Here is a 15,947-nt window from a genome sequence, read left to right as displayed (position 1 = left end):
TAAGCCCATGGCCAAGGCCGTGACGATCAAGATCAAGCTGCTTTCGACTGCCGACACCGGTTTCTTCTACGTGACGAAGAAGAACTCGCGCACGATGACCGAGAAGATGTCGAAGAAGAAGTACGACCCGGTCGCGCGCAAGCACGTCGAGTTCAAGGAAACCAAGATCAAGTAAGGCACCCGCCTTCAGATCTGGATGCTTTTTGCAAAGCCGCCCGCCAGGGCGGCTTTTGCTTTTCGGGTGGCCCGAGCTTCGCAAAACAATCCGCCAGGCCGCGGCGACCGCTCCGGAACCGCGTGAAGCCGGCACCGGCGACCGCCTCCTCCGCCGCGGGACGGAGCCCCCGGCTATTCTTCCTGGGGATTGGGGTAGCCACCACGCTCGAACTGCCGTTCGCTCCGCTTCTGGCGATCCCGATCGGCCGTCATGACGCAGTTCGCGAAGGCGTCCGTCCCGCGCTGGAAGCCGTAGGCATCGCAGCGAGAGCGATCCTCGACGATGGGCTCGGGCGTGCTCGCGCAAGCACCCAGAGCGAGGACAAGAGTTGATGCAGCAAGGAGCCTCATGGCCACCAGCATCGTCGAGCGCATGGCGAATTTAGGGCCATCGTTCGATGCCGATGCGTCGGCGGCTCCGCCGCCACGCTTGCCGCTTGGTGTCAGCCTGCAGCGCGCCGGCGCCGCGCAAGACGCGGCCCCTCGCAACGCTTTCGCAGGCAAGCCTGTTAATCGGCTGCTCGACACGCTATTTGCTGGAGCAGCGCTGTTTCGGCTTGGCATGCGCCGCTAGAGTTTCCCGGCACCGATCACGGAGTGCTTTCTTTGGCGAATCAAGAGGATGGGAAGGCGCATCACAGGACGAGCGGTCTCGCGCGACACTTGTTGAAGCTGCTCGTCGAGATCGACTCGTCGCGCTTTCTCAGCAAGAGAATCGCAGCGGCGCTTGGATTGATCGGCCTGCTTGGAAGCTTCGCTGCCGCCGGCTATTGGCTGCCTGCGCTCTTCCAGCACTATTTTCCGGGATAGGCTATCTGCATCCCGTCGCGCTGAAAGCGGCGAAGCATGGGCTTGCGGCTTTATCCGTTGCCACCGCTACCGGAGATGAGGTGGCCGGTCGGCGACGGTTCTGAGGAGGCCAGAATTCCGCTGCCGACCGGCCGAGCCCTTCGGTTTCCCAGGAGATGCGGCGGACCTGAGTCTCCGAGGGGCATTGCCGAGCAGCGATGCCGCTGCGTTGCGGAAACACTTACAATCTGACTGAAACGAATCAATCGAATACGACCGATTCGTCATTCTTCATCGATTTTTAACCTTACCTGCTAAGCTTAAGCTTGAGGCTGCGCGCACTGACTCAAGGTCACGTTTCACGAATCGGCGCAGCGGCTTAGCGGAAAGACTTCATCCGCTGGATGCGGAAACGCCCTCAAGCGGCGTTGGCGGCAATCACGCGGTTGCGGCCACTGGCCTTGGCCCGATAGAGCGCGTCGTCCGCGCGCTTCACGATATCGGCGGAGGAGGCGTCGCCGGCCTTGCGGCTCGCCACGCCGATCGAGACCGTGACCGGGATCTCGCGACTGTTGTTGTAAATGGCGAAGGGCGTGTTCTCGACTCGCTCGCGAATGCGCTCCGCCACGGCATAGGCCGCCTTGGGGCCGGTTTCCGGCAGAACCACCACCACCTCCTCGCCACCCATGCGCGCAACGAGATCGATGCCGCGCGTGCAGGCGCGCACCCGGTCGGCGAATTCCTTCAGCACCTCGTCGCCGGCATCGTGCCCCCAGCTGTCGTTGACCACCTTGAAGTGGTCGACATCGAGCACCATCACCGACAGGGCGCGGGCCCTCAGCGCGGATTCGTCGAACATCGCGGCGAGGCGCGTGTCCATGAAGCGGCGATTATGCAGCCCGGTGAGCTGGTCCAGCACCGCCATTTCCATGGAGGATTGCAGGCTGTCGCGCAGCCGGTCGGTGAAACGCTTGCGGCGCACCTGCGTGCGCACGCGGGCGAGCAGCTCGTTGCGGTCGATCGGGCGGATCAGGAAATCATGCGCGCCGATGTCGAGCCCGCGCAGGATGCGGCCCCGATCCTCAGCCTCCCCCATCAGCAGCACCGAGATGTCACGGGTGCGGTCGAGCGAGCGGAGCTGGCTGCACAGGCGCAAGCCGTCCTGCCCCTGCAGGTCGAGGCTGATCAGGACCGCGTCGACATCTTCTTCCGCCGCCCGCACAGCCGCCCGCTGGGAATCGGGCTCGACCTCGACGAGATGGAAGGCCGAAAGCGCGCTCTGCAGGCGCTCGGCGACCGAGACGCGGTCCTCGACCAGCAGCACCCGCCCGTTGAGGCCGGTTTCGGCGGCGGCCGCCACCAGAGGATCGGCGATGCCGAGGCGGCGCGAGGCGGCGGCGCGGTTGCGCAACTCGTCCGTCATGGATTTCAGCCGCGAAAGGCTGCGCACCCGCGCGAAGAGCGCGACATCGTCGAGCGGCTTGGTGAGGAAATCATCGGCCCCGGCATCGAGACCCTGCAGGCGGTCGCGCGGCTGGTCGAGCGCCGTGACGATCACCACCGGGATATGCGCCGTCACCGGCGTGCTCTTCAGGCGGCGGCAGACCTCGAAGCCGTTCATGCCCGGCATCATCACGTCGAGCAGCACGATGTCGGGCTCGCCCCGCTCGCAGATCGCCAGCGCGTCAGGACCGCTCGTCGCCGTGAGCACGTCGAAATACTCAGCCGAAAGCTTCGCTTCCAGCAGCTTCAGATTGGCGGGAACGTCGTCGACGATGAGGACGCGAGCGGACATGGAAGGGCTTTCGACTCAGGCTGCGCCGGCATAGGCGCGGACGGTCTCCAGGAATTTCGCTACCGAGATGGGCTTCGACAGATAGGCCTCGCAGCCGCCTTCGCGGATGCGCTCCTCGTCGCCCTTCATCGCAAAGGCGGTGACGGCGATGACGGGGATGGCCTTGAGGTCGTCATCCTCCTTGATCCATTTCGTGACCTCGAGCCCCGAAACCTCCGGGAGCTGGATGTCCATCAGGATCAGGTCCGGGCGATGGGTACGGGCCAGCTCGATGGCCTCGATCCCATCCGAGGTCTTGAGCGTGGCGTAGCCATGCGCCTCGAGCAGGTCGTTGAAGAGCTTCATGTTGAGCTCGTTGTCCTCGACGATCAGAACCGTCTTCATTCGGCCGCCCTTCGTGCTGCGCCGCCAAAATCCGACTTGCGTCGGAGCTTCGGCCTGGCGGCTTCGTTCGCTAAATGTGCTAGCATGACAGCAGTTGACGAAACGCAAATCCAATATGCGACACGAGGCCGATGGCACCGCGACAAAGCTTTCCCGACGCCGAGGCGCTGGCGGTCCAGGCGCTGGGCTTCCTCGCCGCAGAACCCGAGCGAATCGGGCCTTTCCTGGCCACGACCGGGCTTGATCCCGCGAATTTGCGCGCTGCCGCCGGTGAACCCGGCTTCCTCGCCGCCGTGCTCGATCATATCGGATCGAGCGATTCGCTCCTGCTCGAATTTGCCGAAAATTTAAGGCTGAATCCGGAAATCGTGGCCGAGGCACGCCGCCGGCTCGCCGGGGACGTGCCCGGCCCCGGCGAATTCGCCTGAACGAGCGGGGTTTTGCGCGTGCGCAGCCTGTGCCGCGACTGCCTGAACGACCACGAGGCCGTGGGCCCGCTGCGGCGTTGCCCGACCTGCGGCTCGCCACGGCTGATCCGCCACGCCGAGCGCGATCGCTTAAGCCTCGCCCATATCGACTGCGACGCCTTCTACGCCACGATCGAGAAGCGCGACGATCCGAGCCTGCAGGACAAGCCGGTGATCGTCGGCGGCGGCAAGCGCGGCGTCGTCTCGACCTGCTGCTACATCGCCCGCACCTATGGGGTGCGCTCGGCCATGCCGATGTTCAAGGCGCTGGAGGCCTGCCCGGACGCCGTCGTCGTCAAGCCGAACATGGCGAAATACGTTTCGGTCGGCCGCGAGGTCCGGCAGATGATGCGGGAGTTGACGCCGCTGGTCGAGCCGCTCTCGATCGACGAGGCCTTCCTCGACCTCTCCGGCACCGAGCGGCTGCACCATGCCAGCGCCGCCGCGACGCTGGCGCGCTTTGCCCGGCGCGTCGAGGACACGCTCGGCATCACCATCTCGGTCGGGCTGTCCTATGCGAAGTTCCTGGCCAAGGTCGCCTCCGACCTCGACAAGCCGCGCGGCTTCTCGATCATCGGCCGGGCTGAGGCCGTCGCCTTCCTCGCCGACAAGCCGGTCGGGCTCATTCCCGGCATGGGGCCGGCGAGCGTCGCCAAGCTCGCGGAGGGGGGCTTCAAGCTGATCGGCGACCTGCGCGAGGCTCCAGACGAGAAGCTCTTCCGCCTCGCAGGCAAGGACGGGCCGCGGCTGAAGAAGCTCGCCAACGGCATCGACCCGCGCAAGGTCACGCCCGAGCGCGAGACCAAGAGCGTCTCCAGCGAGACGACCCTGGATGTCGATCTCTCAGGTTTCGAGGAGCTGGAGCCGATCCTGTGGCGGCTCTGCGAAAAGACGTCGAAACGGCTGAAGGCTCAGGAGCTTGCGGGGCGGACCATCACCCTGAAGCTCAAGACCGCGAGCTTCCACAGCATCACCCGCGCGACCCGGCTGCCGGAACCGACGCAGCTCGCCGCACGGCTCTTTGCCGCCGGGCGCGACCTGCTGAAGCGGGAATGCACCGGCCCGCGCTACCGGCTGATCGGCATCGGCGCGAGCGATTTCAGCCCGCCGGCCGAGGCCGACCATGGCGATCTCGCCGATACCGCCACGCCGCGGCTGAAGGCCATGGAGGGCGCGCTCGACAAGCTGCGCGCTCGCTTCGGCGATGCTTCGATCGGCCGGGGCCTGAACCTCAGGCTGCCGCAGCGTCCGTCGAGCGAACCGGCTATTTCGCGCAAGGCTCCTGAGGAAGAAGGTCCAGACGGCTGAGCGTGCCGCGCAGGGCGAAGCTACCGTAATCGAGATGGATCGCGCCGGTGACGCCGTTCTCGTAGAGCTCGAAGGAGATGGTGTAGGACGGCGTCGATTCGCCTGCGCCGACCTTGTAGTAGGAGATCGAAACCGGCCAGCGGGCGATCTTCTCGAATTCCGGACGCTGCAACGGCTTCTCGGACGGCGCGGCCTCGATGCGCTTCCCGATGATCGAGAGCGTGTCGTAGACCTCCTTGCCGCTGTTGGCGCCGTCATAGAGCCGCACGTTCAGCGTGGTCTTGCCGGCGCGCGCGGCCTGGATCACCGCCTTCATCTGCGCATTGGGGAAAAGGGCGTCGTTCGGCTCGCGATAGGCCTCGGCCTTGGGCTGGCGCAGCTTGACCTCATAGCCGCCGCCGGCCTTCTCGGCCGTGCCGTCGACCGTTTCGGGCTGGGCGCCGCCCGACGAGCTTTCCGTCTTGAAGCGGTAGCTCGCGCCGTCACCGGCCTCGAAGCTGGTGGTGCGGGCATCGACGACGCGCGGGCCGGCCTCGGTGCCGAGCTGCGTCACCTGCCGGAACGAAAGCGCGTAGCCCTCGCAGGCGTCGCCGGTGAACTCGAAGGCGATCCGCCCCTTCGCCGCCTCGATGTTGCCGGACGGCTTGGCGCCATCGAGAACGAGGTCGTAGACGGCGCGATGCGGCGCCAGCACCACCCGGTCGGCCGCATTGCCCTTCGGCGCGGCCTTGTCCTGCGAGGCGCTCTGCGCCTGCGCCCCGCCCGCCAGCAGCAGCGCCGCCACGCAAACCCGCCCCGCAAGGCCGAATAGACTTCCGCTCATGATGTCGCTTGTCCGCTTCCTGTCAGCGAAATCTAGGTGCATTGCGGCAATGGCGCAAACAAGGCGAAACGCCTCGGCCTCCGTGCCGTGGCAGCCCTGCCCGCGCGGCATGCCGCGGCGCTTGCGAGCCGTCCGGCCATCGGCCATGAAAGGCCCCTGCCCTCGTTCGCGCAGCCAGACGGAGCCAAGACCATGAACGTCGTCGATACCAAGCTCGCCGAACTCGGCATCACCCTTCCGACACCGGCCGCGCCGATCGCCAATTACGTGCCCTACGTCATCACGGGGAAGCTGCTGGTCATCTCCGGCCAGCTCTGCTTCGGCCTCGACGGCAAGCTCTCCGACAAGCACAAGGGCAAGCTCGGCGCCGAGATCTTCAACGAGGCGGGGTTGGAAGCGGCACGGCTCTGCGCCATTAACGTGCTCGCCCAGGCGAAAGCCGCGCTCGACGGCGATCTCGGCCGGATCGTGCGCTGCGTCCGCCTCGGCGGCTTCATCAACGCCGCCCCGCATTTCTCCGCCCTGCCGGCGATCATGAACGGCGCGTCGGACCTGATGGTCGAGGTTCTCGGCGACAAGGGCCGTCATGCCCGCTCGACGGTCGGCGTCGCCGAATTGCCGGCCGGGGCCGCGGTCGAAGTCGAAGCCATGTTCGAGATCGCCTGATGAGTGCCGGCCTCGCAAAGGACGCCAGCCGGCCCGATCTCGGCTGGCTGGTGGCGAAGCCGATCGCCCATCGCGGCCTGCACGATCTCTCCGCCGGCGTGATCGAGAACAGCCCCTCGGCGGCGAAGGCGGCCATCGCCGGCGGCTTCGGCATCGAATGCGACGTGCAGCTCACCGCCGACGGCGAGGCGGTGGTGTTCCACGACTTCGTGCTCGACCGGTTGACGGGCGAGACCGGGGCGGTCGTGGCGAAGACGGCGGCCGAACTCGGCAAGATCACGCTCAAGGGGTCGAGCGACCCGATCCTGACGCTCTCCGCCTTCCTCGACCTGATCGGCGGGCGCGTTCCTCTCGTCATCGAGATCAAGAGCCGCTTCGACGGCAATCTCGCCCTGACCAGGCGCACGGTGGAGGTGCTGGCCGGCCATGCGGGCCAGCCGATCGTGATCAAGTCCTTCGATCCCGAGATCGTGACCGCCTTGCGCACGCTCGCGCCGCAGATCCCCCGCGGAATCGTCGCGATGAACGCCTATGATTACGGCGACTACGACAAGCTCTCGCCCGAACGAAAGCATGCGCTCGCCAATCTCCTCCACTTCACCGAAAGCCGGCCGGACTTCCTGTCCTGGAAGGTCACGGACCTCGAAAGCGCCGCGCCCTATCTCTGCCGCAACGTCATCGGGATGCCGCTGATGAGCTGGACGGTACGCACCCCGGAGGAACGGCAGCGGGCGGCCGATTTCGCCGACCAGATGGTGTTCGAGGGCTTTCGCCCTTGAGCGACGGCCCGGGCGACAGTCTCAGCGTCCGCGTTGCGACCTCGCTCAAGGCCGTGCCCGCCGGCGCGTGGAACGCCTGCGCCAATCCTCATGCCTTGCAGGACGCCCTCGCGGCGCCCTGCTCCCCATCCGCGGAAACCGGCATCGACCGCGACAACCCCTTCGTCAGCCATGAATTCCTGAGCGCGCTGGAAGAGAGTCGCTGCATCGGCGGCCGCTCGGGCTGGTCGCCGGCCTATCTGGTCGTCGAGGACGAGAGCGGGCAGATCCTCGCCGCGAGCCCCAGCTTCCTGAAGAGCCACAGCCAGGGCGAATATGTCTTCGATCATGGCTGGGCCGATGCCTATGAGCGCGCCGGAGGGCGCTACTACCCCAAGCTCCAGGTCGCCGCGCCCTTCACGCCTGCGACCGGCCCGCGCCTGCTCGTCGCCGATACGCCGCGCGCCGAGGAAGCGCGCGCAGCCCTGATCGCCGGGCTGGAGGCCCTGCGCGGGCAGACACAGGCCTCCTCCGTCCATGTCACCTTCGCGCAGGAGCCCGACGTCACGGCGCTGAAGCAGGCCGGCTATCTCGAGCGCAACGATCTGCAGTTCCACTGGCAAAATGGCGGCTTCGCGGGCTATGACGACTTCCTCGCCACGCTGGCCTCGCGCAAGCGCAAGGCGCTGAAGCGCGAGCGGCGCGAGGCGGTTTCGGCCGGCATCACCATCGAGGCTCTGTCGGGCTCCGACCTGACGGAAGCCGTCTGGGACGATTTCCACGGCTTCTATGAGGACACCGGCTCGCGCAAATGGGGCCGGCCCTATCTCAACCGGGAATTCTTCTCGCGGGTCGGCGCAGTGATGGGCGAGCGGGTCGTGCTGATCATGGCGAAGCGGGCCGGACGCTACATCGCCGGCGCGATCAATTTCCGTGGCGCCAACACGCTCTACGGCCGCAACTGGGGCTGCATCGAGGATCATCCCTTCTTGCATTTCGAGGTCTGCTACCATCAGGCCATCGACTACGCGATCGCGCATGGGCTCGCCCGGGTCGAGGCCGGGGCGCAGGGCGAGCATAAGCTGGCCCGCGGCTACCGGCCGGTCATCACCCGCTCGCTGCATCACATCGCCGATCCCGGCCTGCGCCGGCCGGTCGCGAACTATCTGGCGCAGGAACGCGCGGAGATCGCAGCCGCGCAGGCGGCGCTGGAGGCGGACGGACCGTTTCGGAAGACAGAGGGCGACAATGACTGACGGCCCCGTCGAGCCTGCGAGCCCGCTGCTGTTCTGCACAGACGGCGAGCTCGGCTATCGCCGCAACCTGAGCGATTTCTCGCAACCCCTGACGCTCGACGAGAGCTACCGGCTGGCGCATCTGCCGCTGGTGGCGCCGGACCATCCGCGCATTATTCCCCGCCAGGACGGCAAGTTCTACGAGATGGGCCGGCATCCGCGCGTGTTCTCGCTGGTGCTGCCGGTCGACGACGCGGCCCTGCAAGCCTCGCCGGCCTTCCGCGAACTGGAAAGCGCGCTGAAAGCGGCGCCTTTCGCCGGCAAGATCGCCTGGGATCTGCTTCCAAGGCGGCGCGACAAGCTGCATGCGACCATCTGCGGTTCACTCGGCGTGGGCGAGCCGCCCGCCATCGCGCCTGAAACCCGCCGGGCACTGGCCGCGATCGCTCCTTTCGCGGTCGAACTGCGCGGGCTGTTCTCCGGAAACGTCAATCGCGGACGCCTCTATCTCCCCGTCTATCCGCAGAAACGGGACGGGGCGAACATGCTGCACAAGGTCCAGGCGGCGTTCGGACGGCCTCCGGGCGATCTCTGGCTCGTCGGACTCTACAATCTGACCGAGGATCTCGATGCGGCGGAGACGGCCGCCCTCGCCGCTCTCATCGAACGCTGGCGGGACATGGCGCTGCTGCGCTTCACCCTGCGCGAACTCTGGCTGCTCGGCGCCGAAGACGATCTCGTGCTCGACTCGCAGATCACGGAGACACTGCCGCTCGGCGGCTGACGCAGGGGCGCCGGCGGCCCCGCGGCCTTGACGCCCCGGCGGCCGGGCCACAGGTTGCGACACCTTCGTCGAACCAGCCGGACCCGCCATGAGCGCCTATGACCCGTCCAATGTCTTCGCCAAGATCCTGCGCGGCGAACTGCCCTCCCAGACCGTCTACGAGGACGCCGAGACGCTCGCGATCATGGACATCATGCCGCGCGCCGACGGGCATGTGCTGGTGCTCCCGAAAGCCGCCTGCCGCAACATCTTCGACGCCCCGCCCGAAGCGCTGAAAGCCGTCGCGCTGACCACGCAGAAGCTCTCGCATGCCGTGAAGGCCGCCTTCGACGCCGACGGGCTCACCATCCAGCAGTTCAACGAGTCGGCCGGCGGCCAGGTCGTGTTCCACCTGCATGTCCATGTCATGCCGCGCTTCGAGGGCGTGGCGCTCAGGCCCCATACCGGCGCGATGGAAAAGCCGGAGATCCTCGCCGCCCATGCCGAAAAGATTCGCGCCGCGTTGAAAAATTCCTGAGGAGCATGTCACAGCGGCGCAGGCTGCCTCGTCCTGTCTTCATCAACTGATGGAGACGAACCATGAGCCAACGCCTCAACGCCTTTCAGGCCGCGCCCGGCGCGATCGACGCGCTGCTGAAGACGCAGACCTACATCAATGAATGTGGGCTGGAGCACAGCCTGCTCGAGCTGGTGAAGATGCGGGCCTCGCAGATCAATATTTGCGCCTATTGCCTGCACATGCACGCCGCCGATGCGCGCAAGGCCGGCGAAACCGAGGCCCGGCTCTATCTGCTCGACGCCTGGCACGAATCGGACCTCTACACCCCGCGCGAGCGCGCGGCGTTGGCCTGGACGGAGGCACTGACCCGGCTCTCGCAAGGCGCGCCGAGCGACGAGGCCTTCGCGGAATTGCGCGCGCATTTCAGCGAGAAGGAATGCGTCGACCTGTCGCTCGCCATCGGCGCGATCAACAGCTGGAACCGGATCAATGCCGGCTTCCGCACGCGCCATCCGGCCGACAAGCCGGCGAAGGCCGCCGCCTGACGCTCCCGCCTTGACCGGGCCCGGCCACAGGCAGAACCTGCGGGCCGGCAACTGCTATCTCTCTCATCTCATCGGATTTCTCCGAAAAGTGGACTCCACTTTTCGATCCGATGCCAGCGAGAACCGCCATGAACAAACGCCTCAACCCCTATACGACCGCCCCCGATGCATTGAAGCCGATGATGGCGCTCGAGGAGGCGGTCGCGAATTCCGGCCTCGAGCACAGCCTGATCGAGCTCGTGAAAATGCGGGCCTCTCAGATCAACGGCTGCGCCTATTGCCTGCACATGCACTCCGCCGACGCCCGCAAGGCCGGCGAGAGCGAGGCCCGGCTCTACCTGCTGAGCGCCTGGCATGAATCCGCGCTCTATACGCCGCGCGAGCGCGCCGCCCTGACCTGGACCGAGGCGCTGACGCTGGTGTCGCAGACCCATGCGCCGGATGCCGATTATGAAGAAGCCTTGCGCCATTTCAGCGGGGAGGAAATGGTGAAACTCACCCTGCTGATCGGCGCGATCAATGTCTGGAACCGGATCGCGATCGGCTTCCGTTTGCACCATCCCAATGACAGGGCGCCGAAGGCTGCGGCAGCCTAGGAATCCGTATACACGGGATTTCATGACGGACGCCACCGCCGCCGGCTTCGAGCTTCACCGGCCCTATCTGACGCGCCTGGCCTACCGCATGCTCGGCTCGCTCAGCGACGCCGAGGATGTGGTGCAGGATGCCTGGTTGCGCTGGCACGCATCCGCGCCCGAAGCGCTGGCGAACCCGCGCGCCTGGCTCGGGCGCGTGGTGACGCGGCTTTGCCTCGACATGATGAAATCGGCCCGGCGGCGGCGTGAGACCTATGTCGGAGCCTGGTTGCCGGAACCGCTGATCGAGGAGATCGGCGGCCCCTCCGACGACAAGGACAATCTCGACATTCCCTATGTGCTGCAGCTCGCCCTGGAGCGATTGTCGCCGCTCGAGCGCGCCGCGTTCCTGCTGCACGACGTGTTCGACGTGCCGTTCTCCGACATCGCCGACACGCTGGGGCGCAGCGAGGCGGCGTGCCGGCAGCTCGTCTCGCGGGCGCGCCGGCATGCGCGGCAGGATGCCCCCCGCCACCCGCTCTCGCCGGACGAGGCCCGCCGCTACGCCATCGCCTTCTTCGAAGCGGCCCACAGCACCGATCCCACAGCCCTGAAGGGGCTGCTCGCGCAGGATGCGGTGTTGCATGGCGACGGCGGCGGCAAGGCGAGCTCGGTGCTCAACCCGATCTTCGGGCGCGACAAGATCGGCCGCTTCTTCGCCGGCCTCGCCCGCAAGCCGGAGCAGCAGGGTTTCGCTCCACGCTACGAGCCGGTGCTGATCAACGGGATGCCCGGCTATATCAGCGCGGAAACCGACACCGAGCAGGCCGTGGTGCTCGATATCCGCGATGGCCAGGTCCATGCGATCTACGTCATCCGCAACCCGGACAAGCTGGGCCCGGTGCGCGACCGCCTCAAAGGCAGCTAGACCGCTCCGAACAGCCAGACGCCACCGATCAGCACCGCCTCTCCCATCAGCACCGCCAGCATCATGCGCCGCCGATCGATCGCCATGACGGCGACGGCGGCGGCCAGCGCCGTGATCCGTATCAGCAGCGGCGCGTGAGCCAGCGCACCCGGCGGCGAGACGATGAGCTTGGCGACGATGCCGGCGAGCAGCGCGGTTGCAACGGCGCGGACCCAGTCGAGCAGCGCCGATTCGGCACCGAGCCCGCGCGCGAAGACCACGGCGAGCCAACGCCAGATCTCCGTCGGCAGCACCGCGAACAGAAAGAGCGCGAGATAGGGCCAATACGGCCCGTCGAGCCAGGCGATGGGCTGGGTCATGCCGTCTTTCGCCTTTTGCCGACGAAGAGCGCGATGGTCCCGGCGACGAGTCCGGCCACGATGAGGTCGAAGCCGCCGCCGATGAAGCGCTCGCAGATCGGGGCCAGCACGAGGCCGAGGATCAACGCGACCACGTCGCCGCGATGGCGCAGCCCCGCCGTGAGCGAGACGAGGAAGAAGATCGGCGTGAGGCAGAGCAGCCCGGCGGCGAACGGCAAGGGCAGCGCCTCGACGAGATAATAGCCCGCGAAGGTGCCGAGGGCGCTCACCGCCATGCAGGTGTTGGCGAAGGCGAGGAAATAGGGAACGCGCTGGTGCAGCGGGATCGCCGGCAGCCGTCGCAGACCCTCGGTCCAGGCGGTGACGGCGACGTAATGCGCCAGCAGGAGCTGCAGCCAGACGCTCTGGCCGGGGCGGCGCAGCAAGGGCAGGATCGCGACCGTCATCGGCAGGAAGCGCAGCGACGCAAAGCCGATCGCGATGGCGATCGCGCTCCAGGCCGCGCCCGCCGCGATCGAGGCAAAGAACAGCACCTGAGAGGGGCCGGCCCAGACGAGAATGGTGGACAGGACCGCGCTGCCGACGGGATAGCCGACATCGCGCGCCAGAGAGCCGATGCCGACCAGGCCGAAGCCGACGATCCAGGCCGGCAGCGACAGCGCGTCGCGCATGCCGGCCAACGCGACGCGCTGCCAGCTCCAATCGGCGGATACGCTCATGCGGTCATCGGCGGGAAGGCTCGGGAGGGTTCAGGTCCCGGCGAATCCGGAGCCCTCTCCTCTATCGTTCACGCAGCCGACGCTTGCATAGACATCAGCAAGCCGGCCTGCCCTGCGGTAGTTGCAAAGGGAACCAGGCGGCGAACCGGAATCCGCGAGCACCGCACAGCTTCAGGGTTCAGCGACGAGCCATGGCTTCGCCGCGCGCGGGATGACGGCGGCGCCTCAGCCCTTGCCCTTCAGGGCCATGGCGATCAGCTCGTTGGCGAAGTCGACCAGCTCCTTGGGGATGCCGCCGACCGACTTGATGCCGAGATAGATCAAATAGATGAAGGCCGGGACCAGGATCCAGCCCAGCACCTCCTCGAAAATGATGCGCCGCCGCCGGCGGCGGCTGCGCTTCTCGAACCAGCCGAGCTTTTCCTTCTGCCGCGGCGGTGGCGCGGCGGTTTCGGTCGCGACCTCGCCGGTCTCGGTCGCCAGCGTCGCAGTCTTCCGTCTGAACAGCACGTCTTAACGCCTTCTCACGCCTTGGTCAGCGGAACCTTCGGCACCGTGCGGACGGCACGGCCGGACGCCTTGGTCGGCGCGGCCGAGCCGCCCGGTGCCCCATTCGACCCCGTGCCGCCTGACCCTGCACCACCTTTGGGAGCACGACGAGGCGGAACGGGCTTGGCCGGGGCGGCGCCCGACGCCTTGGCGCGCGACTTCGGCTCGCGCTTTGCGGTGGCGGCCACGACATCCTTCTCCGGCTTCGGCTTGACCGGGCCATCGGGGAACTCGAGGCCGAGCACCTTGATGCCGGTCTCGGACTGGACGACCACGACCTTGACGGCGCCGCCGCCCTTGAGGCGCCCGAACAGCACCTCGTCGGCGAGCGGCGTTTTGATCGTCTGCTGGATGAGCCGGGCCATCGGCCGGGCGCCCATCGCCTCGTCATAGCCGTTCTCGACCAGCCAGTCGCGCGCCTCGTCCGAGAGCTCGATGGTGACGTTGCGGTCGGCGAGCTGCGCCTCGAGCTGGAGCACGAACTTGTCGACGACGCGGGCGACCACGGTCTTCGGCAGGTGGCCGAAGGAGATCGTCGCATCGAGACGGTTGCGGAACTCCGGCGCGAACAGCTTGTTGATCGCCTCGGTATCGTCACCCTCGCGCTTCTGGCGGGTGAAGCCATAGGCGTTCTTGGCCAGATCGGCCGCGCCGGCATTGGTCGTCATGATCAGGATGACGTTCCTGAAATCGACCTGCTTGCCGTTGTTGTCGGTCAGCTTGCCGTGGTCCATCACCTGCAGGAGGATGTTGAACAGGTCGGGATGGGCCTTCTCGATCTCGTCGAGCAGCAGGACCGAGTGCGGATGCTGGTCGATCTGGTCGGTCAGCAGGCCGCCCTGGTCGAAGCCGACATAGCCCGGAGGCGCACCGATCAGCCGCGAAACGGTGTGGCGCTCCATATATTCCGACATGTCGAAGCGGATCAGCTCCACGCCGAGCGAAGAGGCGAGCTGGCGCGCGACCTCCGTCTTGCCGACGCCGGTCGGGCCGGCGAAGAGATAGCTGCCGATCGGCTTCTCGCCATCGCGCAGGCCGGCACGGGCGAGCTTGATCGCCGAGGACAGCGCCTCGATCGCCTTCTCCTGGCCGTAGACGGAGCGCTTCAGCGTCTCCTCGAGGTTGCGCAGCACCTCGGCATCGTCCTTCGAGACGGTCTTGGCCGGGATGCGGGCCATGGTCGAAATCGCGACCTCGACCTCCTTCACGCCGATGGTCTTCTTGCGCTTGCCCTCGGGCAGCAGCATCTGCGAGGCGCCGGTCTCGTCGATGACGTCGATCGCCTTGTCCGGCAGCTTGCGATCATGGATGTAGCGCGCCGAGAGCTCCACCGCCGCCTTGATGGCGTCGCTGGTGTAGCGCAGCTTGTGGAACTCCTCGAAATAGGGCTTGAGGCCCTTGAGGATCTCGATCGTGTCCGGGATCGACGGCTCGTTGACGTCGATCTTCTGGAAGCGGCGCACCAGCGCCCGGTCCTTCTCGAAATACTGGCGGTATTCCTTGTAGGTGGTCGAGCCGATGCAGCGCAGCGTGCCGGAGGCGAGCGCGGGCTTGAGCAGGTTGGAGGCGTCCATCGCGCCGCCCGAGGTCGCACCGGCGCCGATCACCGTATGGATCTCGTCGATGAACATGATCGCCTTCGGGTGCTGCTCGATCTCCTTCATCACCTGCTTGAGGCGCTCCTCGAAGTCGCCGCGATAGCGCGTGCCGGCGAGCAGCGTGCCCATGTCGAGCGAGAAGACGGTGGCGTCGTGCAGCACCTCCGGCACCTCGCCGCGGATGATCTTGAGCGCGAGGCCCTCGGCGATCGCGGTCTTGCCGACGCCGGGGTCGCCGACCAGCAGGGGGTTGTTCTTCTGGCGGCGGCAGAGGATCTGGATGGTGCGCTGGACCTCGGCCTCGCGGCCGATCAGCGGATCGATGCGCCCGTCCCTCGCCTTGCGGTTGAGGTTGACGCAGTAAGCGTCGAGCGCGCTTTCCTTTTTCTTCTTCTCCTTGTCGTCGCTTTGGCCCTGCTCGGCGCGCTGCTCACGCTGCGGCTCGGCATCGTCCTCGGCGCCGCGCACCGGACGGCTCTCGCTGGCGCCCGGGCGCTTGGCGATGCCGTGGCTGATGTAGTTGACCGCATCATAGCGGGTCATGTCCTGCTCCTGCAGGAAGTAGGCGGCGTGGCTCTCGCGCTCGGCGAACATCGCGACGAGCACGTTGGCGCCGGTCACCTCCTCGCGGCCGGAGGACTGGACATGAATGACGGCGCGCTGGATCACGCGCTGGAAGCCCGCCGTCGGCTTGGAATCGTCACGGCCGTCGGTGACCAGATTGGTCAGCTCGGCGTCGATGTAGTCGACGAGGTTGCGACGAAGCAGGTCGAGATCGACGCTGCAGGCGCGCATCACCGCGGCCGCGTCCTGATCATCGACCAGCGCGAGCAGGAGATGCTCGAGAGTGGCGTATTCGTGGCGGCGCTCATTGGCCAGAGCCAGAGCCCGGTGAAGCGCCTGTTCGAGACTGCGCGAGAAACTCGGCAAGGGGCGCGCTCCTATCTGTT

20 protein-coding genes are annotated in these 15,947 nt (G+C 66.8%); 13 read left to right on the top strand and 7 right to left on the bottom strand.

From position 1 onward, the window contains the following. The first annotated feature begins 7 nt into the window (after positions 1-7). From rpmG to AB6806_RS04520, 3 genes are all read left to right on the top strand, one after another. Positions 8-175, top strand: a complete 168-nt coding sequence (rpmG, locus tag AB6806_RS04530) for a 50S ribosomal protein L33 (protein ID WP_038367996.1) — start codon at positions 8-10, stop codon at positions 173-175. A gap of 390 nt (positions 176-565) precedes the next feature. Beyond that, positions 566-790 (top strand): hypothetical protein, encoded by a 225-nt coding sequence (locus tag AB6806_RS04525; RefSeq protein ID WP_156116071.1) that lies wholly within the window; start codon positions 566-568, stop codon positions 788-790. A 92-nt stretch (positions 791-882) separates the two neighbouring features. Beyond that, positions 883-1,026, top strand: a complete 144-nt coding sequence (locus AB6806_RS04520; protein ID WP_156116072.1) for a hypothetical protein — start codon at positions 883-885, stop codon at positions 1,024-1,026. A 397-nt stretch (positions 1,027-1,423) separates the two neighbouring features. Here the strand turns inward: AB6806_RS04520 and AB6806_RS04515 are convergent, their stop codons facing one another. After that, positions 1,424-2,800 carry a PleD family two-component system response regulator gene (locus AB6806_RS04515; RefSeq protein ID WP_038368002.1) on the bottom strand — a complete coding sequence of 459 codons (1,377 nt, stop codon included), beginning with the start codon at positions 2,798-2,800 and terminating at the stop codon, positions 1,424-1,426. Between the two features lie 15 nt (positions 2,801-2,815). Beyond that, entirely contained in the window at positions 2,816-3,184 is a 369-nt protein-coding gene (locus AB6806_RS04510) for a response regulator (RefSeq protein WP_038368004.1), read from the bottom strand. 131 nt (positions 3,185-3,315) lie between these two features. On the opposite strand from AB6806_RS04510, the gene AB6806_RS04505 reads away from it, so the two are divergent. Both AB6806_RS04505 and AB6806_RS04500 read left to right on the top strand, forming a co-directional pair. Continuing rightward, positions 3,316-3,612 carry a DUF3572 domain-containing protein gene (locus tag AB6806_RS04505; protein WP_370954170.1) on the top strand — a complete coding sequence of 99 codons (297 nt, stop codon included), beginning with the start codon at positions 3,316-3,318 and terminating at the stop codon, positions 3,610-3,612. A 12-nt stretch (positions 3,613-3,624) separates the two neighbouring features. Beyond that, positions 3,625-4,959 carry a DNA polymerase IV gene (locus AB6806_RS04500; protein ID WP_370954169.1) on the top strand — a complete coding sequence of 445 codons (1,335 nt, stop codon included), beginning with the start codon at positions 3,625-3,627 and terminating at the stop codon, positions 4,957-4,959. Here the strand turns inward: AB6806_RS04500 and AB6806_RS04495 are convergent. Next, a complete protein-coding gene (locus AB6806_RS04495) occupies positions 4,916-5,782 on the bottom strand; it encodes a cell envelope integrity EipB family protein (RefSeq protein WP_162719973.1) in 867 nt (288 codons plus the stop codon). The genes AB6806_RS04500 and AB6806_RS04495 overlap by 44 nt on opposite strands. A gap of 192 nt (positions 5,783-5,974) precedes the next feature. Here AB6806_RS04495 and AB6806_RS04490 point away from each other — a divergent pair, with 192 nt between their 5' ends. From AB6806_RS04490 to AB6806_RS04455, 8 genes are all read left to right on the top strand, one after another. Further along, on the top strand, positions 5,975-6,448 hold the full coding sequence (locus AB6806_RS04490) for a RidA family protein (RefSeq protein ID WP_112762058.1): 474 nt from the start codon (positions 5,975-5,977) through the stop codon (positions 6,446-6,448). Continuing rightward, positions 6,448-7,227, top strand: coding sequence for a glycerophosphodiester phosphodiesterase family protein (locus tag AB6806_RS04485; protein ID WP_191123522.1), 780 nt, complete (start codon positions 6,448-6,450; stop codon positions 7,225-7,227). Before AB6806_RS04490 ends, AB6806_RS04485 begins: the two co-directional genes overlap by 1 nt. Next, positions 7,224-8,462, top strand: coding sequence for a GNAT family N-acetyltransferase (locus AB6806_RS04480; protein WP_370954168.1), 1,239 nt, complete (start codon positions 7,224-7,226; stop codon positions 8,460-8,462). Before AB6806_RS04485 ends, AB6806_RS04480 begins: the two co-directional genes overlap by 4 nt. Further along, complete coding sequence (locus AB6806_RS04475) at positions 8,455-9,225, top strand: 2'-5' RNA ligase family protein (RefSeq protein WP_370954167.1); 771 nt, start codon at positions 8,455-8,457, stop codon at positions 9,223-9,225. The genes AB6806_RS04480 and AB6806_RS04475 overlap by 8 nt, the downstream gene beginning before the upstream one ends. An 88-nt stretch (positions 9,226-9,313) precedes the next feature. Continuing rightward, entirely contained in the window at positions 9,314-9,742 is a 429-nt protein-coding gene (locus AB6806_RS04470) for an HIT family protein (protein ID WP_191123519.1), read from the top strand. Between the two features lie 62 nt (positions 9,743-9,804). Further along, positions 9,805-10,269, top strand: coding sequence for a carboxymuconolactone decarboxylase family protein (locus AB6806_RS04465; RefSeq protein WP_370954166.1), 465 nt, complete (start codon positions 9,805-9,807; stop codon positions 10,267-10,269). 128 nt (positions 10,270-10,397) lie between these two features. Further along, entirely contained in the window at positions 10,398-10,865 is a 468-nt protein-coding gene (locus AB6806_RS04460; RefSeq protein WP_038368026.1) for a carboxymuconolactone decarboxylase family protein, read from the top strand. A 22-nt stretch (positions 10,866-10,887) separates the two neighbouring features. Next, a complete protein-coding gene (locus AB6806_RS04455) occupies positions 10,888-11,772 on the top strand; it encodes a sigma-70 family RNA polymerase sigma factor (protein WP_370954165.1) in 885 nt (294 codons plus the stop codon). Here the strand turns inward: AB6806_RS04455 and AB6806_RS04450 are convergent. The 4 genes from AB6806_RS04450 to clpA all read right to left on the bottom strand — a co-directional run bounded on the left by AB6806_RS04450 (position 11,769) and on the right by clpA (position 15,927). Continuing rightward, a complete protein-coding gene (locus AB6806_RS04450) occupies positions 11,769-12,131 on the bottom strand; it encodes an AzlD domain-containing protein (RefSeq protein WP_081925639.1) in 363 nt (120 codons plus the stop codon). The two genes, AB6806_RS04455 and AB6806_RS04450, sit on opposite strands and share 4 nt — an antisense overlap. Continuing rightward, positions 12,128-12,850, bottom strand: a complete 723-nt coding sequence (locus tag AB6806_RS04445) for an AzlC family ABC transporter permease (RefSeq protein WP_370954164.1) — start codon at positions 12,848-12,850, stop codon at positions 12,128-12,130. The genes AB6806_RS04450 and AB6806_RS04445 overlap by 4 nt, the downstream gene beginning before the upstream one ends. Before the next feature lie 225 nt (positions 12,851-13,075). Continuing rightward, the gene (locus AB6806_RS04440) at positions 13,076-13,360 is read right to left on the bottom strand and encodes a hypothetical protein (protein WP_038368030.1); all 285 of its coding nucleotides are present in this window, start codon (positions 13,358-13,360) and stop codon (positions 13,076-13,078) included. 14 nt (positions 13,361-13,374) lie between these two features. Beyond that, entirely contained in the window at positions 13,375-15,927 is a 2,553-nt protein-coding gene (gene clpA, locus AB6806_RS04435; RefSeq protein ID WP_133563854.1) for an ATP-dependent Clp protease ATP-binding subunit ClpA, read from the bottom strand. Between the last annotated feature and the right edge of the window lie 20 nt (positions 15,928-15,947).

The organism is Allobosea sp. RCC_152_1, from assembly GCF_041360765.1.
Classification (GTDB): domain Bacteria; phylum Pseudomonadota; class Alphaproteobacteria; order Rhizobiales; family Beijerinckiaceae; genus Allobosea; species Allobosea spartocytisi.
Note: the sequence above shows the minus strand (reverse complement) of the source record. Positions and strands in the feature narration are given on the sequence as shown.

Coding starts and splice junctions, on each gene's coding strand:
- AB6806_RS04485 (WP_191123522.1), top strand. CDS start 6,448: ATGAGTGCCGGCCTCGCAAAGGACGCCAGCCGGCCCGATCTCGGCTGG.
- AB6806_RS04455 (WP_370954165.1), top strand. CDS start 10,888: ATGACGGACGCCACCGCCGCCGGCTTCGAGCTTCACCGGCCCTATCTG.
- AB6806_RS04490 (WP_112762058.1), top strand. CDS start 5,975: ATGAACGTCGTCGATACCAAGCTCGCCGAACTCGGCATCACCCTTCCG.
- AB6806_RS04450 (WP_081925639.1), bottom strand. CDS start 12,131: ATGACCCAGCCCATCGCCTGGCTCGACGGGCCGTATTGGCCCTATCTC.
- AB6806_RS04505 (WP_370954170.1), top strand. CDS start 3,316: ATGGCACCGCGACAAAGCTTTCCCGACGCCGAGGCGCTGGCGGTCCAG.
- AB6806_RS04445 (WP_370954164.1), bottom strand. CDS start 12,850: ATGAGCGTATCCGCCGATTGGAGCTGGCAGCGCGTCGCGTTGGCCGGC.
- AB6806_RS04470 (WP_191123519.1), top strand. CDS start 9,314: ATGAGCGCCTATGACCCGTCCAATGTCTTCGCCAAGATCCTGCGCGGC.
- AB6806_RS04495 (WP_162719973.1), bottom strand. CDS start 5,782: ATGAGCGGAAGTCTATTCGGCCTTGCGGGGCGGGTTTGCGTGGCGGCG.
- AB6806_RS04510 (WP_038368004.1), bottom strand. CDS start 3,184: ATGAAGACGGTTCTGATCGTCGAGGACAACGAGCTCAACATGAAGCTC.
- AB6806_RS04465 (WP_370954166.1), top strand. CDS start 9,805: ATGAGCCAACGCCTCAACGCCTTTCAGGCCGCGCCCGGCGCGATCGAC.
- AB6806_RS04515 (WP_038368002.1), bottom strand. CDS start 2,800: ATGTCCGCTCGCGTCCTCATCGTCGACGACGTTCCCGCCAATCTGAAG.
- AB6806_RS04475 (WP_370954167.1), top strand. CDS start 8,455: ATGACTGACGGCCCCGTCGAGCCTGCGAGCCCGCTGCTGTTCTGCACA.
- AB6806_RS04460 (WP_038368026.1), top strand. CDS start 10,398: ATGAACAAACGCCTCAACCCCTATACGACCGCCCCCGATGCATTGAAG.
- AB6806_RS04525 (WP_156116071.1), top strand. CDS start 566: ATGGCCACCAGCATCGTCGAGCGCATGGCGAATTTAGGGCCATCGTTC.
- rpmG (WP_038367996.1), top strand. CDS start 8: ATGGCCAAGGCCGTGACGATCAAGATCAAGCTGCTTTCGACTGCCGAC.